Raw genomic sequence first — 25,961 nt, 5'->3', positions numbered from 1 at the left:
GGCGGGAAGTATCAGAGTCTTTTAGTCGGTCGGGAAAGCGCCAGCGCCTCCCGACGCCAGCGTAAAGGGTGGATGACGCTACCTGTACGACCGGTCACATAGGTTACAGATCAGACCGGCCACACAGGTAACACATTCCGCCTAATCTATCCGGATGATACTTTGCTTACGTCTGTCGTAGTAAGCAAGGTCCATCCGGTTAAATATAATGACATCCACCCTACAAAATCTTAATATTAACCGCACAATCCGACACCCACCCATCCTGTCTTAACGATCAATTTTCGTTATTATTCGCGGTCTCAATGACAAGCTGAAGATAACAATGAAAAATACTTCTCACGGGCTGACTCCCGCACTGATTGCCCTGATGTCTGTCGCCACCGGCCTTGCCGTGGCAAGCAATTACTACGCGCAGCCGCTGCTGGATACCATCGCTCACGCATTTTCCCTTTCTATCAATCAGGCCGGGTTTATCGTCACCGCAGCCCAGCTGGGCTATGCCGCAGGCTTGCTGCTGCTGGTGCCGCTGGGGGATATGTTTGAACGACGCGGCCTAATTGTCTTTATGACGCTGCTGGCCGCAGGTGGCATGCTGATCACGGCCACCAGCCAGACGCTGCCAATGATGATTCTCGGCACCGCGTTAACCGGTTTATTCTCCGTCGTCGCGCAGATTCTGGTGCCGCTCGCGGCACACCTTGCAGAACCCGCTAAGCGCGGTAAGGTCGTGGGTACCATTATGAGCGGCCTGCTGCTGGGGATCCTGCTGGCGCGTACCGTAGCAGGTTTACTGGCAAGCCTGGGCGGCTGGCGCACGGTTTACTGGGTTGCCAGCGTGCTGATGGTTATTATGGCCATAGCGCTGTGGCGCGGCCTGCCTACGGTGAAGCAGGAAAATCATCTTAACTATCCCCAACTGCTCCGCTCCGTGTTCAGCTTATTTATCAAAGACGGCTTGCTGCGCACCCGTGCCCTGCTCGGCTGCCTGACATTCGCGAACTTCAGCATTCTCTGGACGTCAATGGCGTTCCTGCTCGCCTCACCGCCGTTTAATTTCTCGGAAGGCGTCATCGGCCTGTTCGGCCTGGCGGGTGCAGCTGGCGCATTAGGCGCACGCCCGGCGGGTGGGTTTGCTGATAAGGGCAAAGCGCACCTGACCACGACCGTGGGTCTGGTGCTTCTTCTGCTGTCCTGGATTGCCATCGCACTTGGTCAGTTTTCGGTTATCGCGCTGATTGTTGGCATTCTGGTGCTGGATCTCACCGTGCAGGGCGTGCACATCACCAACCAGACGGTGATTTATCGCATGATGCCTGAGGCCCGCAACCGTCTGACGGCAGGCTATATGACCAGCTATTTTATCGGCGGCGCGGCGGGCTCAATGATTTCAGCGAGCGCCTACCAGCACGCGGGCTGGAATGGCGTTTGTCTGGCGGGTGCCGTGATGGCGCTGCTAAACCTGTTTGTCTGGTGGCGCGGCTACCATCGCCAGCCTGAGTGCCAATAATCCTTTACACCCATGTGGACATTTGGGGGTGTTAAGGCCTGGGGCAGTCTGTTAAGGTTGTCCCTGATTATTAATTCGAGTGACATTCACGCTGGTTATTTATAAAAATTTAATATGGACACTCCCGCGACAGTATCAACCGATAACCATCCTGACGAAGCAACCTGGGTTGAAGGTCTGAAAGATAGCTTACCTATCGTCATCAGCTACCTCCCGGTGGCCTTTGCCTTCGGACTCAACGCCACTAAGCTGGGCTTCACGCCGCTCGAAAGTCTCTTTTTCTCCTGCATTATCTACGCTGGTGCCAGCCAGTTTGTGATAACCGCGCTGCTGGCGGCGGGCAGCTCCCTTTGGGTTGCCGCGCTGACCGTAATGGCGATGGATGTTCGCCACGTGCTATATGGCCCTTCTTTGCGTCAACGTATTACCAGAACGCTCAGCGGACGCAAAACCGCCGTCTGGGCATTCGGTCTGACCGACGAAGTGTTCGCCGCGGCCACCGCGAAGCTGGTGCGAGACAACCGCCGCTGGAGCGAAAAATGGATGATCGGCATCGCCTTCAGCTCATGGTTTTCATGGATCCTGGGAACGGCGCTCGGTGCCTGGTCAGGCAATGGCCTGCTGGATAACTTCCCGGCGGTAGAAGCTGCCCTGGGCTTCATGCTGCCCGCGTTGTTCTTAAGCTTCCTGCTGGCTTCCTTCCAGCGCAAGCAATCCTGGACGGTCACCTCGGCACTGGCGGGCGCGCTGCTGGGCGTAACGCTTGTTTCTATTCCCGTCGCCATTCTGGCTGGCATCGTCTGCGGCTGCCTGGCCGCCGTGATCCAGGCGTTTTATCAGGAGGAGGCCTAATGAGTACGCAAGTCCTGATACTCGGCCTGCTGGTCGGCTTCGCCAATTACTTATTCCGCTATTTGCCCCTGCGTCTGCGGGCAAACGCCACTCGCCCGGCAAAACGTGGCGCAACCGGCGTGCTGCTGGATAGCATCGGCATCGCGTCAATCTGCGCGCTGCTGGTCGTCTCAAGCGCACCGGAAATCATGCAGGACAGCAGGCGTCTGCTGCCGACGCTGGTCGGTTTCGCGGTCCTCGGCATGAGCTTCTATAAGACGCGTAGCATTATCATTCCTACGCTACTCAGTGCTCTGGGTTATGGATTAGCCTGGAAACTTATGATGGTGATATAGACCCGACGGATAAAAATCCCTGAACAATAGATTTACTTTATTTGTCACCATCGTTACTATATCGGCTGCAACTAATGAGGTTATGCCAAAATGGATAGTTCGTTTACGCCCATTGAACAAATGCTAAAATTTCGCGCCAAGCGCCATCAGGATTTCCCGTATCAGGAGATCCTGCTGACCCGTCTGTGTATGCACATGCAGGGTAAGCTGCTGGAAAACCGCAATAAGATGCTGAAAGCTCAGGGGATTAACGAAACGTTGTTTATGGCGTTAATTACGCTTGAGTCCCAGGAAAACCACAGCATTCAGCCATCCGAACTGAGCTGTGCGCTGGGTTCATCCCGTACGAATGCAACGCGCATTGCCGATGAGCTGGAAAAACGCGGCTGGATTGAACGCCGTGAAAGCGATAATGATCGCCGCTGCCTGCACCTGCAGCTGACCGATAAAGGTCATGAATTCCTGCGCCAGGTCCTGCCGCCGCAGCATAGCTGCCTGCACGAGCTGTGGTCGTCTTTGAGCGGCACTGAAAAAGAGCAGCTGGAAGCCATCACCCGCAAATTGCTGACCCGTCTGGACAAAATGGACGTCGATCAGACCATGCTCGAAGCCGTTCGCTGACAGGACGCGTCAGACCCGATTAAGCATCCCGGAAAACAGATAACTATAGAGGCCAGCAACTCCATTGCTGGCCTCTATGCACTAACGGGTCAGCTAAGCTGGCCACAATAATAATAAGTTTGGAGATAAGCATGAGCGCACATGCGGAGACTGAAAACCCGCAGCAACCGGTCAACAATAAGAAGGGCAAACGTAAAACTGCCCTCCTGCTGTTAACCTTGCTCTTCGTCATTATTGCCGTGGCATATGGAATTTACTGGTTCCTGGTATTACGTCATTACGAAAATACGGACGATGCGTACGTCGCCGGTAACCAGGTCCAGATCATGTCCCAGGTTTCAGGCAGCGTCACCAAGGTCTGGGCTGATAATACTGATTTCGTTAAACAAGGCGATGTGCTGGTCACGCTTGACCAGGCCGACGCCCAGCAGGCGTTCGAGAAGGCGCAGACCGTGCTGGCCTCCAGCGTGCGTCAGACGCGCCAGCAGATGATCAACAGCAAGCAGTATCAGGCCAACATTGAGCTGAAAAAGACCGCGCTGGCCCAGGCGCAAAGCGACCTGAACCGTCGTATACCTTTAGGCAGCGCAAACCTGATTGGCCGTGAAGAGCTGCAGCACGCCCGTGACACCGTGGCATCCGCTCAGGCTGCGCTGGACGTTGCCGTTCAGCAGTACAACGCCAACCAGGCAATGATCCTCGGAACGAAACTCGAAGAGCAGCCCAACGTGAAGCAGGCGGCCGCCGAGTTGCGTAACGCATGGATGGCCCTGCAGCGGACCAAAATCGTCAGCCCGATGACCGGCTATGTCTCCCGCCGTGCGGTGCAGGTTGGCGCACAAATCAGCCCAACCACGCCTCTGATGGCCATCGTGCCGGCTAGCGGCCTGTGGGTTGATGCCAACTTTAAAGAAACCCAGCTGGCCCACATGCGTATTGGCCAGTCCGCTACCGTCGTCAGCGATATTTACGGCGACAACGTAGAATACACCGGCAAGGTCGTCGGCCTGGATATGGGGACCGGCAGCGCCTTCTCCTTGCTCCCAGCCCAGAACGCCACCGGTAACTGGATCAAAGTGGTTCAGCGTCTGCCGGTGCGTATCGAGCTGGATGCAAAACAGCTTGAGCAGCATCCGCTGCGTATCGGCCTGTCAACGTTAGTCACCGTGAACACCACGGATCGCGAAGGCAGCATGCTGTCAAGCAAGACCCGTAACTCGCCGGTTTATGAAAGTAACGCCCGAGAGCTGGATCTGGCACCGGTTAACAAGCTGATTAACCAGATTATCCAGGCGAATGCGGGTTAATAAAGCGGAGGTTGTATGGCACAGCTTAAACCGCTAGAAGGAGCCCAGCTGGTCATCATGACCATCGCGCTGTCTCTGGCGACCTTCATGCAGGTGCTGGACTCCACCATCGCCAACGTGGCGATCCCGACCATTGCCGGGAACCTTGGCTCGTCCCTGAGCCAGGGGACATGGGTTATCACCTCCTTCGGGGTGGCAAACGCCATCTCGATCCCGCTCACCGGCTGGCTGGCTAAACGTTTCGGCGAAGTAAAACTGTTCCTGTGGTCGACCATCCTGTTTGTGATCGCCTCGTGGGCGTGCGGCGTCTCGAATAGCCTTGAGATGCTGATCTTCTTCCGCGTGATCCAGGGGATTGTCGCCGGGCCGCTGATCCCTCTGTCGCAAAGTCTTCTGCTGAGCAATTATCCGCCGGCCAAAAGAAGCATTGCGCTGGCGATGTGGTCGATGACGGTTATCGTCGCGCCTATCTTCGGGCCGATCCTCGGCGGCTATATCAGTGATAACTATCACTGGGGCTGGATCTTCTTTATCAACGTGCCTATCGGCGCGGTCGTGGTACTGATGACGCTGCAAACGCTGCGGGGTCGGGAAACGCGCACTGAAAATCGGCGCATTGATGCCATCGGCCTTGCGCTGCTGGTGGTCGGTATTGGCAGCCTGCAGGTGATGCTCGACCGGGGTAAAGAGCTGGACTGGTTTAACTCAACGGAAATCATCGTGCTGACCATCGTCGCGGTGGTGACGATAAGCTTCCTGATTGTCTGGGAGCTGACGGACGATAACCCGATAGTTGACCTGTCGCTGTTTAAGTCGCGAAACTTTACCATCGGCTGCCTGTGTATCAGCCTTGCCTACATGCTCTACTTCGGCGCGATTGTTCTGCTGCCGCAGCTGCTACAGGAGGTATACGGCTACACGGCAACCTGGGCGGGCCTGGCTTCTGCGCCCGTCGGCATTCTGCCGGTACTGCTGTCGCCGATCATCGGGCGCTTTGCGCACAAGCTCGATATGCGGCGGCTGGTGACGTTCAGCTTTATCATGTACGCGGTCTGTTTCTACTGGCGCGCGTATACCTTCGAGCCGGGGATGGACTTTGGCGGATCGGCGTGGCCGCAGTTTATTCAGGGCTTCGCGGTGGCGTGCTTCTTTATGCCGCTGACGACCATTACGCTCTCCGGCCTGCCGCCTGAGCGCCTGGCGGCGGCGTCGAGCCTGTCCAACTTTACCCGTACGCTGGCTGGCTCTATCGGTACGTCGATAACCACCACGCTGTGGACTAACCGCGAGTCTCTGCACCACGCCCAGCTCACGGAGTCGGTGACGCCGTTTAACCAGAATGCCGTGCAGATGTATAACGATCTGCAGAATCTGGGGATGACGACGCAGCAGGCGTCCGGCTATATCGCCCAGCAGATCACAAGCCAGGGGCTGATTATCTCGGCAAACGAGATTTTCTGGTTCTCCGGCGGCGTTTTCATTCTGCTGCTGGGGCTGGTGTGGTTCGCCAAACCGCCATTCGGTGCAGGCGGTGGCGCAGGCGGTGCGCACTAAAAATGTCGGGTGGCGCTCGCTTACTCGAACGACAAAAACAGCCATAGGGTGGTTCGCCTTTGCCCCCTATGGCTGTTTCTCAGCACAGGTTGTCAGTTTTGCGCCAGTAATTTCCCCGGCGAGTTGTCAGGATAAAGCCTGACCCGAGCAAAGGAGACTCCACATGCTGCAAGACCCGTCGCAAAAATACCTTCCGCATCCAACGGTTAATCTGCCGGATCGCCAGTGGCCGAATAAACAGTTAACCCATGCGCCGCGATGGCTTTCCACCGACCTGCGCGACGGCAACCAGGCACTGGCTGAGCCGATGGACAGCGAGCGCAAACTGCGCTTCTGGGAACTGCTGCTCAAATGCGGTTTTAAAGAGATCGAGGTAGCGTTCCCTTCCGCTTCGGAAACGGATTTTCAGTTTGTGCGCCAGCTGATTGAAGAGCGCCGCATCCCCGAAGACGTCACCATCCAGGTGCTGACCCAGGCGCGTAGCGATCTTATCGAGCGCACCTTTGCTGCATTGCAGGATGCCCACCGCGCAACCGTGCATCTTTATAATGCCACCGCCCCGCTCTTCCGCCGCCTGGTGTTCCGCCAGAGCAAAGAGGAGATCGTTCAGCTTGCGGTCAGCGCGACACGCCAGATCCGCGCCCTGTGTGAAGCTCATCCGCAAACGCAGTGGAGTTATGAGTACTCACCGGAAACGTTTTGCTTTACCGAGCCTGACTTCGCCCTGCAAATCTGCGAGGCGGTAGCGGACGTGTGGGAACCCTGCACCGAGCGGCCAATGATTATCAACCTGCCAGCGACGGTAGAGGTCAATACGCCGAACGTCTATGCCGATCAGATTGAATATTTCTGCCGCCACTTCACAAGACGTAACGCTGTGTGCATCAGCGTTCATCCCCATAACGACCGGGGAAGCGGCGTCGCCAGTGCGGAGCTGGCAATCCTGGCGGGAGCCGATCGCGTGGAAGGCTGCTTATTCGGCAACGGCGAGCGTACCGGCAACGTCTGCCTGGTGACGATGGCAATGAACCTCTACAGTCAGGGAATTTCACCGCAGCTGGATTTCAGCGATATCAGGCAGGTCGTCGAAGTGGTCGAACAATGTAATCAGCTGCCCGTCCATCCTCGCCATCCCTACGCCGGAAAGCTGGCCTTTACGGCCTTTTCAGGATCGCACCAGGATGCGATTAAGAAAGGCTTTACTGCACGACAGCATACCTCCTCCCCACGCTGGGAGATGCCCTATTTACCTGTCGATCCTAACGATCTCGGCTGCAGCTACGAAGCGGTGATCCGCGTTAACAGCCAGTCCGGAAAAAGCGGCGCGGCGTGGATGCTGGAGCAGAATCATGGTCTGATGCTGCCGCGCGCTTTGCAGCAGGATTTTAGTCGCCATGTGCAGGCCCGGACCGATCGCGACGGAAACGAGATGACGCTGACCGCCATCTGGCAGCTGTTCCGCGAGCTGTACGGGCCTCACAAGCTCGCCGGACGGCAGCTGCTGGATTACCGCAGCGAAAGTCAGGGAGAGGGCCTGCTGTCGCTACAGGCGCGTATTCAGATGGAAGCTGGCGTCATTACGCTTCAGGGAAAAGGAAATGGTCTGCTGTCCGCCGCCGCCGATGCTCTGAAGAGCCGGTTTAACGTCGCGTTCGCCATTGAGGATTATCATGAACACACGCTTGGCAGACACAGCGAAAGTCGTTCGGCGGCCTACATCCGCTGTACCTTCGCCAAAGGCGAAAGCTGCTGGGGCGTGGGTATCGATAACGACGTGGCGCGGGCTTCGCTTCAGGCGTTGCTTAATGCACTGCCGTCAGACGATCGGTTCTGATGGAAGTATTCGCCGGGGGAAACGCCGAGGGTGCGACGGAACATGGCGCTGAACGCGCTGTGGCTCTCGTAGCCTAAATCCAGCGCTACCCGCAATACGGACTGGCCCTGGGCAAGGCGGCTCAGGGCTTCCATCAGCCTCGCCCGCCGTACCCACTCGCTGAACGCCAGCCCGGTTTGCTGACGGAAATGCCGCAGCAGGGTTCTTTCACTGATATTGAGCAGCCCGGCGGCCAGCGCCGTGCTCCACATTTTGCCGGGTTCATCCTGGATCTGACGACAAAGCGCCAGTAAGGCCGCCGATGCCGGTTCAGGAAGATTAAACGGCAGCACCGTCATCACGCGGATCTCATCGAGGATCAGCTCATAGATCCGCTCTTCCCTGCTCCCGGCCGCGTAACTTTCGGGCAGCGTCAGTGAGCTGATAATAAGCTCACGCAGCAAGTCTGATATTTGCACCACCTGGCAAACCGAAGGCAGGTCCGCCCGCGCAAAGGGGTCGATGAACAACGTTCGGGCGGCGACATGCCCGGTCACCTGAAAACGGTGCTTTGTGCCCGCAGGCAGCCACACGCCCCGGCTTGGCGGCACCACCCAGTATCCCTGCTCCGTTTCAACTCGTACCACGCCGCTGAGCGCGTGCAGAAGCTGCGCGCAATCGTGGCTGTGCCATGGCTCCGTAGCACCGTGAGGATAGTCATGGGCGAACGGCACCAGCGGGCGTGTGGCAAAGTTGAACTGGAGAGTGGTGGACATAATTTTTATTTCTTTGTAAAAAAGGAGCCGTCAGGCTCCTTTTGTCGACAAGCTATGCCGGATGACGCTGCGCTTATCCGACCTACGGCTAAATATGCAGCTCTTTCAGCTTCTCTTTCGGCAGCGCCAGCTCGTCATTGCTGTTGACGCTCACGCCGTGCTCAATGATATGGCGCGCAATGTCCTGAGCTTCCTGCAACGAGTGCATGTGGTAAGTGCCACACTGGTAGACGTTCAGCTCAGGGATCTGGTTCTGCTCTTTGACCTTCAGCACGTCTTCCATTGCCGCTTTCCATGCGTTGGCAACGCGAGATTCCTCAGGCACGCCAATCAGGCTCATGTAAAAGCCGGTGCGGCAGCCCATCGGCGAAATGTCGATGATCTCAACGCCGTTACCGTTCAGGTGATCGCGCATGAAACCTGCAAAAAGGTGCTCAAGCGTATGGATCCCTTTTTCCGGCATCACTTCCTTGTTCGGGACACAAAAGCGCAGGTCGAATACGGTGATGGTATCGCCGCTCGGTGTGTGCATCGTTTTGGCTACACGTACTGCTGGCGCGCCCATGCGGGTGTGGTCGACTGTGAAACTATCCAACAATGGCATCTGGTCACCTCCGATAAGTGATTTTTTTAAAAAATTAATTGAACCATTCTGTTTCAAGGGCGTCTGAGTATATGAAAGACGCGCATTTGTTATCATCATCCCTGTCTTCAGAGATGAATATTTTGGCCACATTGCTTGTGGCCATTTTCTTTTCTACCGCGACTGTTTCTCAAGCCACGACTCAAACGGCTCGCTGTCCCCGGCTTCGATATCACGCTGACGCTGCCATGAAGCATCGTGCTCCTGCTGTAGAACTTCCGTGGTCAAAATCTCCAGCGGTTCACTGATTAACTGCTGACGATACTGCTCCGCAAGCGCAAGCCCCGTACCGCCAATGCCATTCTCAATCATAGACCGCAGAATGCGCGCTGAATATGTCAGTTCCGGATCGTCAAAGCTGGCGACCAGCTCATCACAGACTTTCTGGTATTCATGATTACCCGCAATGCCATCCAGCGTTTGGGCGACACGGCGCAGGTCGGCAAACAGATCTTTACCCACCTGGGACAACGGATGCTGAGCGGTTTCACAACCCATGCCCAACGTCAGTCCGGGCTTGCGTCCTTCCAGGATGACCCGATTCCAGTTTTTACGGGTACACAGCAGTTCGTCACTGCTCATTTCCGGCGCATCAGCCAGCACGCACCAGATCATAAACAGGTCGAGGAAGCGGATCTGCTGCTCGTCCATGCCGATGGCGGAGAACGGGTTGATATCAAGCGAACGCACTTCGATGTATTCAATTCCGCCGCGCAGCAGCGCGTCGGACGGCGATTCGTCTTTCGCGGTGACGCGTTTCGGGCGAATCGGCGCGTAGAGTTCGTTTTCAATCTGCAGCACGTTGGTGTTGATCTGTAGACGCTTACCGTCTTTCTCCAGACCAAGCTGCGCGTACTCTTCCGACGGCGTTTTAATCGCTTGTTTCAGCCCTGCAACATAGGTATTAAGCTCGTTGAAGGTGATACCCAGATTGCTTTGCGATTTGTTGGTGTAGCCCAGATCGCTCAGACGCAACGACGTCGCATACGGCAGGTAGTTCATGCCGCATTCGGTTTTTTCAAACGGCAGCGTGCTCTCCTTCCCTTGCAGGAAAGACGAACAAATCGCCGGCGAGGCGCCGAACAGATACGGAATAACCCAACCAAAACGGTAGTAGTTGCGGATCAGGCGGAAGTAACCGGCGGAGATCTCTTCTTTCCCGCTTTCGGCATCTTTAATACCCAGCCTTGCCTGCCAGAATTCCAGCGGCAGCGAGAAGTTGTAATGTACGCCGGAGATGGTCTGCATCAGCGCGCCGTAGCGATTCTTCAGCCCTTCACGATACAGCGTTTTCAGACGGCCAGTGTTAGACGAGCCATACTGCGCCAGTTCAATGTTCTGTCCATCGTCGATATAGCACGGCATGCTCAGCGGCCACATGCGCTCTTCGCCCAGTTCACGGGCAACATGGCGATGAATATCGCGCATGAAAGTGAGCATATGGTCGATATCGCCATCCACCGGGGTAATAAACTCCAGCAGGGCTTCGGCGAAGTCCGTGGTTATCCATTTGTGTGTCAGCGCTGAGCCGAGGCTTTCCGGGTGACCTGTTGTTGCCAGTTCGCCCGTTGGCGTAACACGCAATGTTTCGCGTTCAAGGCCGCGACAGATGCCCTTTACCGCCTGAGGATGCTTTTCCAGCCAGGCCAACGCCTGTGATACGTCCGGGATCAAATTGACCTCCCGCCTGTCGAATTCATTTTTATTAAGCATAATTGTTTTAGCGGGCGTCGGTTACCCTCACGCCATGCAATTATTGCCACCACGCCATGCCTTGTACCGTTGCAGCCGCGACAACGATGTAGCGTATTGCTTTTCCAAGGCATAAAAAAAAGATTACTGGCCCCCATGCCAGACGTAACCAACCGGCAAGCAGGCACAAAAGGTCGCCAATCAACGGCAACCAACTCAGTAATAAAGCAGCCGGGCCGAATCGGGTCAGCCAGGCGGTCGCTTTTCCCTGCCAGCGAGACTGCGCACGCTGCGGGAAAAAACGCCCCAGAATAACGTTAGTTAGCCCCCCGAGGCTATTACCCATTGTTGCTATTAACACTAGCAACCAGGTAGGGCCAGCCCCCGCGACCAACAACGCAACCAGAACAGCTTCGGAGCTACCCGGCAATAACGTTGCGCTGAGGAAACTGCTGGTAAATAGCGAAGCCAGTGACAGCAGATCGCTCACAGTAAACGAACGTCAACACCCGCCATGCCTGCCGCGCGGGCCGCTTCGAGGCCAAAATCAGCATCTTCAAAGACCACGCACCTGGCGGGTGGCACGCCCATGAGTTCAGCGCACAACAGGAAGGTGTCAGGATGAGGCTTGTGATTTTTGACATGGTCGGCGGCGACGACCGCTGTGAAATATTTGCGCAAGCCAAGATGGTTAAGCAATGCTTCGGCCATATCGCTCTCGCTGCCTGTACCGACCGACATGGGGCGACGACCATGCCAGGCCTTCACCACCTCAATCAGCGGCAAAGGACGCACAGTGTCGAGCAGCATCGCTCTGACGGCCTGAGTTTTTTCTTTTGCTAAATGGTGAGGATCGAGATCGGCCTGATGACTGTCGATGATGGCCTGGGCGATGCGCCAGGTCGGGGAACCGTTTAACGCCACCATTGCCTGCTCGTCAAACTGCATGCCATAGCGGGACAGCGTCTCGTGCCAGGCCTTACGATGTGTAGGTTCGGTATCAAGGATGGTTCCGTCCATATCGAATATCAGCCCGTCGTAACGTTCGTACATATCATCCCTCACATCGCTAAATATCGAGGCATTACTTTAGCGTAAACAAGGATATTTGTCGCTTTTTGTCATGAGGGGAAGATTTGAACGCCGGAACGATGTTGAAAACAATGGGGGAAAGACAAGGAAAGGGTGCATCAGGGAGAATGATTTGCTGAACATCAGGAAGAATATGGTGCATCCGGGAGGATTCGAACCTCCGACCGCTCGGTTCGTAGCCGAGTACTCTATCCAGCTGAGCTACGGATGCATCGGGACTGCTGATTTACTGCGGTGTCTAATCATCAGGGAAGATAATCAGAAATATGGTGCATCCGGGAGGATTACTCGCCGAAGGCTCGCCCTGCGGGCCGTTGCTAAAGCAACGTTATCCTCCCTGGTGCTGGCTGAGAACGTTAAATTCTCTGCCGCTCTCTCATCGCTGAGAATCAGGAGAAATATGGTGCATCCGGGAGGATTCGAACCTCCGACCGCTCGGTTCGTAGCCGAGTACTCTATCCAGCTGAGCTACGGATGCATCGGGACTGCTGATTTACTGCTGACTCAATGTCACTCAACTTGCCGCAACATTGAAGAGATATGGTGCATCCGGGAGGATTACTCACCGAAGGCTCGCCCTACGGGCCGTTGCTTGCTAAAGCAACGTTTTCCTCCCTGGTGCAGGCTGAGAGCACTAAGTTCTCTGGCACACTATCATTGCTGATAGTCAGGAAGAAGATGGTGCATCCGGGAGGATTCGAACCTCCGACCGCTCGGTTCGTAGCCGAGTACTCTATCCAGCTGAGCTACGGATGCAAAATGGCGGTGAGGCGGGGATTCGAACCCCGGATGCAGCTTTTGACCGCATACTCCCTTAGCAGGGGAGCGCCTTCAGCCTCTCGGCCACCTCACCACACGCCTCTTTCGAGTCGTACCGCTGAACTTGTTTCTGCTCATCGGCACTGCGTGGCGCACATATTACTTTCCCGCACTTATAAGTCAAACAATTTTTCCCGACTCGCAATCAATTGCACACTTCCCATGCAATTCGGGCAATTTGAAGGCAAAAAGAGTGTTTTATCAACAGGCAAGATACGGGATAAGGGATAAGAGATGGAGGCGTTTGTTGGAAAAAAAGTGCGGCAAGATACGGTCAGGAAGGTTATCAGGGAGAAAAACGAAGCGCTAAGAAGGAGAAGAGAGGGATAAAAGAGAGCGCCTCGCCGATAGTTAGCGAGACGCAGTAACTTTAGTAACTCGTTTGTTGCGATTTTTCAGCCTGGATACGTTGGTAGATCTCTTCACGGTGTACAGAGACTTCCTTCGGGGCATTAACACCAATACGAACCTGGTTGCCTTTAACCCCTAGTACTGTCACTGTCACCTCATCCCCAATCATGAGGGTCTCACCAACTCGACGAGTCAGAATAAGCATTCTTTGCTCCTTGAAAGATTAAAAGAGTCGGGTCTGTGCGTATCCCGGCATTATCCATCATATAACGCCAAAAAGTAAGCGATGACAAACACATATGTGTAAGCAGTCACGGCATTACATTCTGTTATGACTAAGTTTAGCCGATATACACAACTTCAACCTGACTTTATCATTATTGATAATGTGTAGATGAACGAGCGCCAGCTCACAAAAACCAACAGGCGCCCGCCTCCACTTTTATAGTGACTTAAAGTTTAGCCGTGACCCAGGCTTCTACGCCGGACAGCGCGCCAGGCAAGGCTTGAGCGTCAGTACCACCCGCTTGAGCCATGTCCGGACGACCACCACCTTTGCCTCCGACCTGCTGTGCAACCATCCCCACCAGTTCCCCCGCTTTAACGCGGTCGGTCACATCTTTGGAGACACCAGCAATCAGAGAAACCTTACCTTCTGACACGGTGGCCAGAACGATTACCGCTGAGCCAAGCTGATTTTTCAGGTCATCGACCATCGTACGCAACATCTTAGGTTCGACGTTGCTCAGTTCGCTCACCAGCAGTTTCACGCCCTTCACTTCTGTTGCTTTGCTGGAAAGATTTGCGCTCTCCTGCGAAGCCTGCTGCTCTTTTAACTGCTGCAATTCTTTTTCCAGCTGACGGGTACGCTCCAGCACTGAACGCACTTTCTCGTTCAGGTTCTGGCTGTCACCCTTCAGCAGGTGTGCAATCTCGTGCAGCTGATCGCTCTGCGCATGCAGGCTGTTCAGTGCACCTTCCCCCGTGACCGCTTCAATACGACGAACGCCTGCGGCAGTACCGGATTCTGCAACGATACGGAACAGGCCAATATCACCTGTACGGCTGGCGTGAGTACCGCCACACAGTTCAGTTGAGAAGTCGCCCATGCTCAGCACGCGAACGTGGTCGTCATACTTCTCGCCAAACAGTGCCATCGCACCTTTCGCTTTAGCTGCTTCGAGATCCATAACATTGGTTTCGACAGGCAGGTTACGACGAATCTGGGCGTTTACGATATCTTCGACAGCGCGAACTTCGCTCGGTTTCATCGCTTCAAAATGCGAGAAGTCGAAGCGCAGACCTTTGTCGTTGACCAGAGAACCTTTCTGAGCAACGTGAGTGCCTAACACCTGACGCAGTGCTGCGTGCAGTAAGTGCGTTGCGGAGTGGTTCAGGCGGATACGCGCACGGCGTTCTTCGTCCACTTCAGCCTTGACGCTGTCGCCGACTTTCAGCACGCCGCAGGCGAGCTTGCCGAGGTGACCAGTTGCCTGGCCGTACTTCTGCGTATCATTAACGGTGAAGTCGATGCCGTTGCCTTTGATGGCACCTTTATCGCCCACCTGACCGCCAGATTCGCCGTAGAATGGCGTTTCGTCCAGCACAACCACGGCATCCTGACCCGCCGAAATTTGTTCAACGGCTTTGCCGTCGACAAACAGCGCGGTGACTTTCGCGCTCAGATCGAGGCGATCGTAACCTTTGAACGCAGATGGCGTATCAACACGGATCATGCTGTTGTAGTCCGCACCAAAACCGCTGGATTCGCGCGCACGGCGGCGCTGCTCTTCCATCGCGGCCTCAAAGCCAGCTTCATCTACTTTGAGATTGCGCTCACGGCAAACGTCCGCCGTCAGGTCAACCGGGAAGCCGTAGGTGTCATACAGACGGAAAGCGGTTTCGCCATTCAGCGTATCGCCCTTCAGGTTCGCCAGCTCTTCATCCAGCAGTGCCAGACCACGCTCAAGCGTACGGGCAAACTGCTCTTCTTCGGTTTTCAGCACCTGCTCAACCAGGCCCTGCTGGCGCTTCAGCTCATCGCCCGCAGACCCCATGACGTCAACCAGCGGACCAACCAGCTTGTAGAAGAAGGTCTCTTTCGCGCCCAGCATATTGCCGTGGCGGATAGCGCGACGAATGATGCGACGCAGCACGTAGCCGCGCCCTTCGTTGGATGGCGTCACGCCATCGGCAACCAGGAAGGCACAGGAACGGATGTGGTCGGCAATAACGCGCAGAGATTTGCTGGTCAGGTCAGTCGCGCCAGTGACTTTGGCAACGGACTGGATAAGCTTGCTGAACAGGTCGATTTCATAGTTGGAGTTAACGTGCTGCAGAACAGCGGCAATACGCTCAAGCCCCATACCTGTATCAACCGACGGTTTAGGCAACGGCAGCATGGTGCCATCCTGCTGACGGTTGAACTGCATGAAGACGATATTCCAGATTTCGATATAACGGTCGCCATCTTCTTCAGCGCTGCCCGGAGGGCCGCCCCAGATGTGATCGCCATGATCGAAGAAAATTTCGGTGCACGGGCCGCAGGGACCGGTATCGCCCATCTGCCAGAAGTTGTCAGATGCATAGGCCGCGCCTTTGTTGTCGCCGATGCGGATAATACGCTCGCGAGGCACGCCCACTTCTTTTTCCCAGATCTCAAACGCTTCGTCGTCGGTTTCGTAGACGGTCACCCACAGACGCTCTTTTGGCAGGTTAAACCACTGCTCGCCGGTCAGCAGTTCCCAGGCGAAGTTGATAGCGTCGTGCTTGAAGTAATCACCGAAGCTAAAGTTACCCAGCATTTCGAAGAAAGTATGGTGACGCGCGGTGTAGCCGACGTTTTCCAGATCGTTATGTTTACCACCCGCACGGACGCAACGCTGTGACGTTGTGGCGCGTGAGTAGTTACGCTTATCGACGCCCAGGAATACATCCTTGAACTGGTTCATACCGGCGTTGGTAAACAGCAGAGTCGGGTCGTTATTCGGAACCAGGGAGCTGCTCGCTACAACCTGGTGACCTTTACTATGGAAAAAGTCGAGAAACGCCTGACGGATCTCAGCGGTGCTCTTGCTCATAATTATCCTGAAATCAAGCTAAAGAGGTGTTGCAAACCTGACATCACCCACAGGGATACTGAAGAGACGGCAAGTTTACCTGGAAAAAAGTGGGAATAAGATAAGTTTTCTAACCGGGGAAGTAAAATCCCGTATGACTCTAATCGTTAAAATTTCGGTAGATCGCCTGGATATCTTCCATAAAGAACCCACGATACAACAAGAAACGCTGCACTTTGGCACGCTCTTTCCACTCTGAAGGTAACGGATCGCCAAATTTTTTTTCAGCCATTTCTCGTGCCATCGCCTGCCAGTCAACTTCACAATCCATCATGGCGGCTTCCCCCGTTGCCCTGTCGATCCCTTTTTGCTGCAGCTCCTGTCGAATGCGCTGCGGGCCATAGCCTTTACGGCCGCGGCTGGCGATAAAGCGCGAGGCAAACTGCGCGTCGTCCAGGAAGCGATGGTCATAGCACCAGGCAATGACTTTTTCGATATCTTCAGGAGTAAAGGTTGGTTGCTCTGACGTATTGCTGCCAGGAAAAGTGGGTGCTGCGGTGAGTTTACGCCTCAGTTCATGCTCGCTGTGATCGCGCATAGCAAGAACGCGGGTGGCTTTGTCGAGTAAGCGAGCGTAGCCGCTGCGTTTCGGAGAGGAGGATTCAGACATAGGTTATAAACTGCGGTAATTCAGGGCCAAATGCAACAAGGGCCGCATTAAGCGGCCCCGAGATCGCTGACAAAGAAGGAAAAAGCGTGGTTTTTCCTTCTTTGTGGTTATCAGCCGAAAATCAACGAATTGATTTTCCTTGTTTCTTATCCGGTGGCACATGTGCGCCTTGCGACAGAATGAAGTTTCTCAATTAGTCTGAGGGCCGCATTAAGCGGCCCTGGATAAATCAGAAATCTTCGTTGGTTTCGGCGACATCTTTGTCGTGATCGTCAACGACGAAATCAGGCGTACCGTCCTGGTTATTCAACAGCATTTCACGCAGCTTTTTCTCGATTTCTGCGGACATTGGCTTGTTCTCTTTCAGGAAGTTGCTGGCATTCGCTTTACCCTGGCCGATTTTCTCGCCGTTGTAGCTGTACCATGCGCCCGCTTTTTCAATGAACTTGTGCTTCACGCCCAGGTCAACCAGCTCGCCGTAGAAGTTAATACCTTCGCCGTACATGATCTGGAATTCAGCCTGCTTGAACGGTGCCGCGATTTTGTTCTTCACCACTTTAACGCGGGTTTCACTGCCCACCACGTTGTCGCCATCTTTCACCGCGCCAATACGGCGGATATCCAGACGCACGGAAGCGTAGAATTTCAGGGCGTTACCGCCGGTCGTGGTTTCCGGGTTACCGAACATCACACCAATTTTCATACGAATCTGGTTGATGAAGATAAGCATGGTGTTGGACTGCTTAAGGTTACCGGCCAGCTTACGCATCGCCTGGCTCATCATACGTGCCGCGAGGCCCATGTGAGAGTCGCCGATTTCGCCTTCGATTTCCGCTTTTGGCGTCAGTGCCGCCACGGAGTCAACAACGATAACGTCTACCGCACCAGAACGTGCCAGCGCATCACAGATTTCCAGCGCTTGTTCGCCGGTGTCTGGCTGCGAGCACAGCAGGTTGTCGATATCCACGCCGAGCTTCTTCGCATAGACCGGGTCCAGTGCGTGTTCCGCATCGATAAACGCACAGGTTTTGCCTTCACGTTGTGCGGCGGCGATAACCTGCAGGGTCAGCGTCGTTTTACCAGAAGATTCTGGCCCGTAGATTTCAACGATACGGCCCATTGGCAGGCCACCGGCCCCCAGAGCGATATCCAGTGAAAGTGAACCGGTAGAGATCGTTTCCACGTCCATGGAACGGTCTTCACCCAGGCGCATGATGGAGCCTTTGCCGAATTGTTTTTCAATCTGGCCCAGTGCTGCCGCTAACGCCTTCTGTTTGTTTTCGTCGATAGCCATTTTTACTCCTGTCATGCAGGGTGAGCGCTGGTGCGCTACGCTGCGTTCGAATACATTTTGTTGAAGCAATTATACTGTACAGTCATACAGTATCAAGCTTATTTTTTAGAAATTCTTCCCACAGGGTTTGCAAGGCGTATTCCGTGGACTGACGTCTGACCGCATCCCGGTCGCCGTCGAAAAGCTGATGACGGGCAACGGTGCCATCCTGCTTTGAGGCGAAGCCAAACCACACGGTGCCCACCGGTTTTTCATCGCTACCGCCGTTCGGCCCGGCGATGCCGCTGACGGCAATCGCAAAGTCTGCGCCAGCGGCATAAAGCGCACCCTGCGCCATTTCCCGCACGACGGCGTCACTAACCGCACCATGCGTCTCGAGGGTGCCGCTGTCGACGCCGATCATCTGATGTTTGGCGTCATTACTGTAGGTAACATAGCCGCGTTCAAACCAGGCTGAGCTGCCTGATACATCCGTAATCACTTTGGCTATCCACCCGCCGGTGCAGGATTCTGCGGTCGTTACGGTAGCGCCCAACTGGCCTAAGGCTTCACCGACCTGATGGCTTAACTGACGTAATGTTTTCTCTGACACGTTGGCTCCGATTGTAGTCATGCCCTTGTTACCAGGATAGCACTTTACGGTGTTTTCAGGGGATTACATCTCGAAGCTCGAGGCAAATTCCAGAAATGAAAATGGCCAGCAAAAGCTGGCCGGTGGGATTATTTCATGCTGTCGGCAATCGTTTCAACATTGTGTTTAAAGGCCATCTCGTAGGTGCTCGCCGGGCCATCAGCCGGGGACAGCGCTTCTGGATAAAGCTCCCCGCCGGGCTTCGCATCGCTGGCGGCGGCAATTTGCTTTACCAACCGCGGATCTGTTTGATTCTCAATAAAATAGGTTTTGATGTGCAGGGCTTTAAGCTGCTTAATTAATGCCGCGACGTCGCTGGCGCTGGCCTGCGCCTCCGTAGAGAAACCGACCGGTGAAAGGAACGTCACACCATACGCTTTGCCAAAGTAGCCAAATGCGTCATGGCTGGTCAGCACATGGCGGCGTGCTTTGGGTATTGCTGCGAAACGCGTTTTCGCCCAGCTATCCAGCAGCTTCAGGCGCGTGACATACTCCTCACCCGTCTGACGAATCTCCGGCGCATCCTGAGGATCGGCGGCGATAAATGCTTTCATGATGTTGCTGGCGTAAATCGCCCCGTTTTCAGCGCTGTTCCAGGCGTGCGGATCGGTAATGGCTTTCCCGTCCTCTTCCATGCTACGCGTATCCACCCCCTGAGAGGCAACAATCACTTTGCCTTTATAGCCCGATGCGCTCACCAGCCTGTCCATCCACCCTTCCATCCCCAGCCCACTGACGATCACGACATCGGCATGGCTGAGCGCTACGCTGTCTTTTGGGGAAGGTTCAAAGCTGTGCGGGTCACCATCTGGCCCAACCAGACTCGTCACTTTAACGTGCTCGCCCCCCACCTGCTTCGCCATATCCGCCAGTACGGTAAAACTGGCTACCACATTTAATTCCTTCGCCATTACGGCCTGGCTTGAAACTGCGGCAACTAATGTTAATGCCATCCCAAAACCTTTCATTTACCCCCCCTTGCTGATTGTTAACCCACCCCGGTATAAGCTCCGGATTAGCCCACTACGTGGCCCGAAAAGAAGAGAAAGAACAAATGCACCGCTGGCGGTCAGCACAATGGCTGGCCCCGCGGGAAGTGAGGCGCTGAAGGACCAGGCCAGACCGAGCCACGCACAGCCCAGGCCACAGAGCACGGCGATCATCAGCGAGCCCGCCAGGGTTTTCGCCCAGCAGCGGGCCGCTACGGCAGGAAGCATCATCAGCCCGACGGACATCAACGTGCCGAGTATTTGAAAACCCGCCACCAGGTTCAGTACCAGCAGCGCCAGAAAAATCCCGTGCAGAAAAGGAGGTGCCAGCCGGCTGTTAACCCGCAGAAACGTCCGGTCAAATGTCTCCATGACCAGACCGCGATAAAGCAGCGCCAGCAGGATCAAAGTGACGCTGGCAATAATGCCGACAAAAACTGTCGCCTGGTCGTCAACCGCGAGAATAGAACCAAACAGCAGATGGAGGAGATCGACGCTCGAACCGCGCAGGGATATCAGCGTGACGCCCAAAGCCAGTGACCCGAGGTAGAAACCGGCGAAGCTGGCATCCTCTTTCAGGTTGGTACGAGCACTTACCAGCCCCGAAATCAGCGCGACCACTACGCCCGCGACAAAGCCACCAATACCCATCGCCAGCAGCGACATCCCCGCCAGCAGATAGCCTACGGCCACCCCCGGCAAAATGGCGTGGGAGAGAGCATCCCCCACCAGGCTCATCCGACGTAACAGCAAAAAAATGCCGAGCGGGGCCGTGCTTAATGAGAGCGCCAGTGAGGCCACCAGCGCACGACGCATAAAGCCATAGTCGACAAACGGTTCGATTAAGAAGTGATAAATCATGCGGATGACGCCACATGAAAGGCTGCAGGCTGATAATGAGGCAACACCTGCGCAGTGCGCCCCCAGCATGCGGACTCATGCCCAAGCAGCAGAGTCTCAGGAAAGAAGCGCCCGACGAGTTCGTTATCGTGCAGCACGGTGATGACCGTCTGCCCTGCCTCATGCATCTGCCGGATCAGCAGCATCAGAAAGTTTGTGGTCTGAATATCTACGCCAGTAAAAGGCTCATCGAGCAGCACCAGCGGTGCCTTCTGGATAAGCAGGCGAGCAAAAAGCATGCGCTGGAACTGGCCGCCGGACAGGGTTACGATCGGTTGTCTGCTCATGCCGCTTAGTCCGACTCGCTCAATGGCTTCAGCCACTTGTTGTCTCTTCCGGCGGCCGAGCGCGGAGAATATCCCTGTCGCAGGCCAGCCCCCCATGCTCACGACATCATAAACCGTCGCAGGGAACTGCCGATCCATCTCCGCAAGCTGCGGTAGCCAGGCAACGCGCGGCATGATGCTTCGGGCAAAAATCACGTTTCCCGACACGGGAGGCTGAAGCTTGATCAGCGTTTTCAATAGCGTAGATTTCCCGGTGCCGTTAGCGCCAATCACCGCCGTCATGCTGCCCGCACGGAATTTACCGGTTAATGGCGAGGACACCGCCCTGCCCTGATAGCCCGCGACAACCTCTTGAAGCTCGATCATGGCAGCGCAATAGCCCAAAGAATTGCCAGCCACAGGCAGCCAGCCAGGAGAAGAACGGCGCTGACGCGCAGCAGACCGGAGGCAGAGAAAAGCGTCGTTGGGTGTGACAGGAACATAGGCATCGCTCAAAATGATTTGTTATAACATAACATAATCCATTTTAAAGCGATTGTATATTTTGGACTTAAACTGCGGCTAAACCACGGAAATTAGCGGAGGTCGCGGGAGGCAATGCCGCCCCGGGAAGGGGCGACAACAGAGATTACTGTACGCGCGCCAGGGCTACGGCCTGACCAAGCTGCCAGACAGCCATCGCATAGTGCGTGCTGTGGTTGTAGCGGGTAATGGTGTAGAAATTCGGTAGACCGTACCAGTACTGATAGCGGTCTCCCATATCCAGGCGCAGCAGGCTTGCTTCCTGGTGGTTACCCAGCGAGCCCTGCGGGCTCAGGCCAGACTGCTGCAGCGCAGAAACGGAATATTTCGTTTTAAAACCATCCGCAAGACCAGGCACCTGGCCGTTGGCAGGCACGGCAACCAGATCGCCCTTCACCCAGCCGTGGCCTTTGAAGTAGTTTGCCACGCTGCCAATCGCATCTTCAGGATCCCACAGATTGACGTGACCATCGCCATTGAAATCAACGGCATACTCTTTAAAGGAGGAGGGCATAAACTGGCCATACCCCATGGCGCCTGCGAAGGAACCTTTCAGCGCCAGCGGGTCATCACCTTCGTTCCGCGCCATAATCAGGAATGTTTCCAGTTCGCCAGCAAAGTACTGCGCGCGACGAGGGTAGGCAAACGCCAGCGTCGACAGCGCATCGATGATACGAGTCTTGCCCATCACGCGTCCCCAGCGGGTTTCCACGCCAATAATCCCAACGATAATTTCTGGCGGTACGCCATAGACCTGGAAAGCACGCTTAAGCGCATCGTCATACTGGTTCCAGAACACTACGCCATTTTGTACGTTATCCGGCGTAATGAATTTAGCGCGATAGCGTAACCATGAACCATTAGGCCCCGGAGGCGGCGCGGTCGTTGGTGCTTGTCGATCCATCAGACGCAGCACGTAGTTCAGCTTTTTGGTCTGCGACAGCACTTCCTGCAGCTGCTGACGGTCAAAACCGTGCTCATTCACCATCTTGTCGATAAACTTTTCAGCTTCCGGATTGTAGGCAAAATCCCCGGTTTGCAGGAAAACATCATGCTGCGGCTGGAGCAAGAACCCCCCGGACTTCGCGCCGGATGTCTGCTCGATCTGCGCCTCAGTTTTAGGTTTGCTGCTACAGGCGCTAAGTAAAACAAGTAGGGGAAGAAGTGCTGCTGAATAACGCATGGGCTGAGATATCCGTATGTCTGACCAGTATGGTTCCCCTCATGGTAAAGCAAAAACGCAGCGCGGGTAATAGTGTGTACTCTGTGAAATAACTATTTTCATTTATATCTGGATTGCTCGCGCCAGGGCCTTCGGCTTTCTCTTATCGGGTGAATAAGCCACAGGGCGTGAAACAGTGCTATCAGCGCTGGTAAAAGCGATGAGGCAACGCTGAAATCATTAATGAGGCTCTGAAAAAGCTTCTCTAAGACGGCGCGGTAATGAGGCCTGAAAATAAATATCGCAAACCTTCAAAGAGGGAGCCGCTGAGCGTTTCAGGAGGAGGTATCAGTTCTGGGGGATTCGACTGTTTTCACTAAGCTACGCCATTGTTGTCCCTGCTGCGACAGCCTCAGTTTACTTATTATTCGCTACTTTTACCTGTGACAGCCTATCCATCGCTGGGCTAGTATAGCGGGAAAGAAAGGAATGGATGACTAAGATTAAATCTATGGCTGACAATACAAATTTAGATTCCCATACCCCAATGATGCAGCAGTATCTTCGTCTGAAGGCGCAGCATCCTGATATTCTCCTTTTTTACCGCATGGGAGACTTCTATGAGCTCTTCTATGACGATGCAAAACGCGCCTCTCAGCTGCTGGATATCTCGCTGACCAAACGCGGGGCGTCGGCGGGTGAGCCAATCCCAATGGCGGGTGTGCCGCACCACGCCGTCGAAAACTATCTGGCAAAGCTGGTTACCCTCGGTGAATCCGCCGCTATCTGCGAGCAAATTGGCGATCCGGCCACCAGCAAAGGCCCGGTTGAGCGCAAAGTTGTGCGCATTGTGACGCCCGGCACCATCAGCGACGAAGCGCTGCTCCAGGAGCGCCAGGATAACCTGCTCGCCGCCATCTGGCAGGACAGCAAAGGTTTCGGCTATGCGACACTGGATATCAGCTCCGGCCGCTTCCGCCTGAGCCAGCCGGAAGATGCCGAAACCATGGCCGCCGAGCTACAGCGCACCAATCCTGCTGAACTGCTGTATGCGGAAGATTTTGCGGAGATGCGCCTGATTGAAGGCCGCCGCGGCCTGCGCCGCCGTCCGCTGTGGGAGTTTGAAATTGAAACCGCCCGCCAGCAGCTTAACCTGCAATTCGGTACGCGCGACTTAACCGGTTTTGGTGTCGAAAATGCGCAACATGCCCTGTGCGCCGCGGGCTGCCTGCTGCAATATGTCAAAGATACTCAGCGCACCTCGCTGCCGCATATCCGCTCCGTCACCATGGACAGGCAGCAGGACAGCATCATTATGGATGCCGCTACCCGCCGCAACCTGGAGATCACCCAGAATCTTTCCGGCGGCTTTGAAAATACCCTGGCTTCGGTGCTGGACTGTACCGTCACGCCAATGGGCAGCCGTATGCTCAAGCGCTGGCTTCATATGCCCGTCCGCAACGTGGACGTGCTGAAAAAGCGTCAGAGTACTATTGCCGCATTACAAGACCGCACGGCGGAGATCCAACCGGTGCTGCGCCAGGTTGGCGATCTGGAACGTATTCTTGCTCGTCTGGCTTTGCGCACCGCTCGTCCACGCGACCTGGCCCGCATGCGCTACGCCTTCCAGCAGCTGCCGGAACTGCGTGAAATGCTGGCGGACGTGCCAACGGATTACGTGCAGACTTTGCGCGAAAATATGGGCGAGTTTACTGACCTTCGCGAATTGCTGGAGCGCGCGGTGGTGGAATCCCCGCCAGTGCTGGTTCGGGACGGTGGTGTCATCGCGCCGGGCTATAACGAAGAGCTGGATGAATGGCGTGCGCTGGCAGACGGCGCGACGGATTATCTCGATAAGCTGGAAATTCGCGAGCGTGAAAGGCTGGGCCTGGACACGCTGAAGGTCGGCTATAATGCCGTACACGGCTATTTTATCCAGATCAGCCGCGGGCAAAGCCACCACGCGCCGATCCACTATGTCCGCCGCCAGACGCTGAAAAACGCGGAACGCTACATCATTCCCGAGCTGAAAGAGTACGAGGACAAGGTGCTGACCTCGAAGGGCAAGGCGCTGGCGCTTGAGAAACAGCTCTACGATCGGCTGTTTGATATGCTGCTCCCCCATCTGGAAGCCCTGCAGCAAAGCGCGACTGCGCTGGCGGAACTGGATGTGCTGGCGAATCTGGCCGAACGTGCCTACACCCTTAACTACAGCTGCCCACAGCTGACCGACAAGCCAGGGATCAAAGTGGTTGGCGGTCGTCACCCGGTGGTCGAGAAAGTGCTGAGCGAACCGTTTATCGCGAACCCCCTGAGCCTCTCACCCCACCGCCGCATGCTGATCATTACTGGCCCGAACATGGGCGGTAAAAGTACCTATATGCGCCAGTCGGCGCTGATCGTGCTGCTTGCCTATATCGGCAGCTTTGTGCCGGCCCAGCAGGCGGAGATCGGCCCAATCGACCGTATCTTTACCCGCGTTGGCGCAGCGGACGACCTGGCTTCCGGGCGCTCCACCTTCATGGTAGAGATGACCGAAACGGCAAATATTCTGCATAACGCCACCGAGCATAGCCTGGTGTTAATGGATGAAATTGGCCGCGGTACGTCAACCTACGACGGCCTGTCGCTCGCCTGGGCGTGTGCCGAAAGCCTGGCAAACCGCATCAAGGCGCTGACGCTGTTCGCAACGCACTATTTTGAACTGACCACCCTGCCAGAAAAAATGGAGGGCGTGGCCAACGTCCATCTGGATGCGCTGGAGCACGGCGACACCATCGCCTTCATGCACAGCGTACAGGACGGCGCGGCAAGTAAAAGCTACGGCCTGGCCGTGGCGGCGCTGGCGGGCGTACCGAAAGATGTGATTAAACGCGCGCGTCAGAAACTGCGCGAACTGGAAACGGTGTCCGGCAACACAGCGGCGACCCAGGTAGATGGTACACAGATGTCGTTGCTGTCAGTCGCCCAGGAGACGTCGCCTGCGGTAGAAGCGCTGGAAGCACTCGATCCTGATTCTCTGTCGCCGCGTCAGGCGCTGGAGTGGATTTATCGGCTAAAGAGTCTGGTGTAGGGCAATGCC

22 protein-coding genes and 4 tRNA genes are annotated in these 25,961 nt (G+C 55.5%); 8 read left to right on the top strand and 18 right to left on the bottom strand.

The genetic code is table 11. The features are described from left to right. Positions 1 to 325: 325 nt before the first annotated feature. The 7 genes from HYQ67_RS09400 to leuA all read left to right on the top strand — a co-directional run bounded on the left by HYQ67_RS09400 (position 326) and on the right by leuA (position 8,013). Entirely contained in the window at positions 326 to 1,510 is a 1,185-nt protein-coding gene (locus HYQ67_RS09400; RefSeq protein WP_202303425.1) for an MFS transporter, read from the top strand. 114 nt (positions 1,511 to 1,624) lie between these two features. Beyond that, positions 1,625 to 2,362: an AzlC family ABC transporter permease gene (locus tag HYQ67_RS09395; protein WP_202303424.1), complete on the top strand. Its 738-nt coding sequence runs from the start codon at positions 1,625 to 1,627 to the stop codon at positions 2,360 to 2,362. Continuing rightward, positions 2,362 to 2,697 carry an L-valine transporter subunit YgaH gene (ygaH, locus tag HYQ67_RS09390; protein ID WP_202303423.1) on the top strand — a complete coding sequence of 112 codons (336 nt, stop codon included), beginning with the start codon at positions 2,362 to 2,364 and terminating at the stop codon, positions 2,695 to 2,697. Before HYQ67_RS09395 ends, ygaH begins: the two co-directional genes overlap by 1 nt. 90 nt (positions 2,698 to 2,787) lie before the next feature. Continuing rightward, the gene (mprA, locus tag HYQ67_RS09385) at positions 2,788 to 3,318 is read left to right on the top strand and encodes a transcriptional repressor MprA (RefSeq protein WP_202303422.1); all 531 of its coding nucleotides are present in this window, start codon (positions 2,788 to 2,790) and stop codon (positions 3,316 to 3,318) included. A gap of 131 nt (positions 3,319 to 3,449) precedes the next feature. Beyond that, on the top strand, positions 3,450 to 4,625 hold the full coding sequence (gene emrA, locus HYQ67_RS09380) for a multidrug efflux MFS transporter periplasmic adaptor subunit EmrA (RefSeq protein ID WP_202303421.1): 1,176 nt from the start codon (positions 3,450 to 3,452) through the stop codon (positions 4,623 to 4,625). 15 nt (positions 4,626 to 4,640) lie between these two features. Beyond that, a complete protein-coding gene (emrB, locus tag HYQ67_RS09375; RefSeq protein WP_202303420.1) occupies positions 4,641 to 6,179 on the top strand; it encodes a multidrug efflux MFS transporter permease subunit EmrB in 1,539 nt (512 codons plus the stop codon). A gap of 163 nt (positions 6,180 to 6,342) precedes the next feature. After that, entirely contained in the window at positions 6,343 to 8,013 is a 1,671-nt protein-coding gene (gene leuA, locus HYQ67_RS09370) for a 2-isopropylmalate synthase (protein ID WP_202303419.1), read from the top strand. Here leuA and HYQ67_RS09365 read toward each other — a convergent pair. The 18 genes from HYQ67_RS09365 to mltB all read right to left on the bottom strand — a co-directional run bounded on the left by HYQ67_RS09365 (position 7,971) and on the right by mltB (position 22,900). Next, positions 7,971 to 8,768 carry an AraC family transcriptional regulator gene (locus HYQ67_RS09365; RefSeq protein ID WP_202303418.1) on the bottom strand — a complete coding sequence of 266 codons (798 nt, stop codon included), beginning with the start codon at positions 8,766 to 8,768 and terminating at the stop codon, positions 7,971 to 7,973. The two genes, leuA and HYQ67_RS09365, sit on opposite strands and share 43 nt — an antisense overlap. A gap of 88 nt (positions 8,769 to 8,856) precedes the next feature. Further along, the gene (luxS, locus tag HYQ67_RS09360) at positions 8,857 to 9,372 is read right to left on the bottom strand and encodes an S-ribosylhomocysteine lyase (protein WP_202303417.1); all 516 of its coding nucleotides are present in this window, start codon (positions 9,370 to 9,372) and stop codon (positions 8,857 to 8,859) included. 153 nt (positions 9,373 to 9,525) lie between these two features. Then, positions 9,526 to 11,085 (bottom strand): glutamate--cysteine ligase, encoded by a 1,560-nt coding sequence (gene gshA, locus HYQ67_RS09355; protein WP_202303476.1) that lies wholly within the window; start codon positions 11,083 to 11,085, stop codon positions 9,526 to 9,528. A gap of 79 nt (positions 11,086 to 11,164) precedes the next feature. Then, positions 11,165 to 11,593 (bottom strand): YqaA family protein, encoded by a 429-nt coding sequence (locus HYQ67_RS09350; protein WP_202303416.1) that lies wholly within the window; start codon positions 11,591 to 11,593, stop codon positions 11,165 to 11,167. After that, positions 11,590 to 12,156, bottom strand: a complete 567-nt coding sequence (gene yqaB / locus HYQ67_RS09345) for a fructose-1-phosphate/6-phosphogluconate phosphatase (protein ID WP_202303415.1) — start codon at positions 12,154 to 12,156, stop codon at positions 11,590 to 11,592. The genes HYQ67_RS09350 and yqaB overlap by 4 nt, the downstream gene beginning before the upstream one ends. Before the next feature lie 173 nt (positions 12,157 to 12,329). Then, positions 12,330 to 12,406 (bottom strand) — tRNA-Arg (locus HYQ67_RS09340). Between the two features lie 190 nt (positions 12,407 to 12,596). After that, positions 12,597 to 12,673 (bottom strand) — tRNA-Arg (locus HYQ67_RS09335). A gap of 201 nt (positions 12,674 to 12,874) precedes the next feature. After that, positions 12,875 to 12,951 (bottom strand) — tRNA-Arg (locus HYQ67_RS09330). 4 nt (positions 12,952 to 12,955) lie between these two features. Next, positions 12,956 to 13,048: transfer RNA gene (locus HYQ67_RS09325), tRNA-Ser, on the bottom strand. Positions 13,049 to 13,384: 336 nt separating this feature from the next. Then, complete coding sequence (csrA, locus tag HYQ67_RS09320; protein WP_013574027.1) at positions 13,385 to 13,570, bottom strand: carbon storage regulator CsrA; 186 nt, start codon at positions 13,568 to 13,570, stop codon at positions 13,385 to 13,387. Between the two features lie 247 nt (positions 13,571 to 13,817). Then, positions 13,818 to 16,445 carry an alanine--tRNA ligase gene (alaS, locus tag HYQ67_RS09315; protein ID WP_202303414.1) on the bottom strand — a complete coding sequence of 876 codons (2,628 nt, stop codon included), beginning with the start codon at positions 16,443 to 16,445 and terminating at the stop codon, positions 13,818 to 13,820. A gap of 139 nt (positions 16,446 to 16,584) precedes the next feature. Next, complete coding sequence (locus HYQ67_RS09310; protein ID WP_202303413.1) at positions 16,585 to 17,094, bottom strand: regulatory protein RecX; 510 nt, start codon at positions 17,092 to 17,094, stop codon at positions 16,585 to 16,587. 229 nt (positions 17,095 to 17,323) lie between these two features. Further along, entirely contained in the window at positions 17,324 to 18,388 is a 1,065-nt protein-coding gene (recA, locus tag HYQ67_RS09305; RefSeq protein ID WP_202303412.1) for a recombinase RecA, read from the bottom strand. 82 nt (positions 18,389 to 18,470) lie between these two features. Continuing rightward, positions 18,471 to 19,001, bottom strand: a complete 531-nt coding sequence (gene pncC, locus HYQ67_RS09300) for a nicotinamide-nucleotide amidase (protein ID WP_237391165.1) — start codon at positions 18,999 to 19,001, stop codon at positions 18,471 to 18,473. Positions 19,002 to 19,108: 107 nt separating this feature from the next. Then, entirely contained in the window at positions 19,109 to 19,987 is an 879-nt protein-coding gene (locus tag HYQ67_RS09295) for a metal ABC transporter substrate-binding protein (protein ID WP_202303411.1), read from the bottom strand. Next, positions 19,988 to 20,869, bottom strand: coding sequence for a metal ABC transporter permease (locus HYQ67_RS09290; protein WP_202303410.1), 882 nt, complete (start codon positions 20,867 to 20,869; stop codon positions 19,988 to 19,990). Continuing rightward, on the bottom strand, positions 20,866 to 21,561 hold the full coding sequence (locus tag HYQ67_RS09285; protein WP_202303409.1) for a metal ABC transporter ATP-binding protein: 696 nt from the start codon (positions 21,559 to 21,561) through the stop codon (positions 20,866 to 20,868). Before HYQ67_RS09285 ends, HYQ67_RS09290 begins: the two co-directional genes overlap by 4 nt. 262 nt (positions 21,562 to 21,823) lie before the next feature. Then, positions 21,824 to 22,900, bottom strand: a complete 1,077-nt coding sequence (mltB, locus tag HYQ67_RS09280) for a lytic murein transglycosylase B (RefSeq protein ID WP_202303408.1) — start codon at positions 22,898 to 22,900, stop codon at positions 21,824 to 21,826. A 490-nt stretch (positions 22,901 to 23,390) separates the two neighbouring features. On the opposite strand from mltB, the gene mutS reads away from it, so the two are divergent. Then, positions 23,391 to 25,952, top strand: coding sequence for a DNA mismatch repair protein MutS (gene mutS / locus HYQ67_RS09275; protein ID WP_202303474.1), 2,562 nt, complete (start codon positions 23,391 to 23,393; stop codon positions 25,950 to 25,952). Positions 25,953 to 25,961: the final 9 nt, after the last annotated feature.

The organism is Dryocola clanedunensis subsp. sulfonylureivorans (assembly GCF_016756775.1).
Classification (GTDB): Bacteria; Pseudomonadota; Gammaproteobacteria; order Enterobacterales; family Enterobacteriaceae; genus Dryocola; species Dryocola clanedunensis.
Note: the sequence above shows the minus strand (reverse complement) of the source record. Positions and strands in the feature narration are given on the sequence as shown.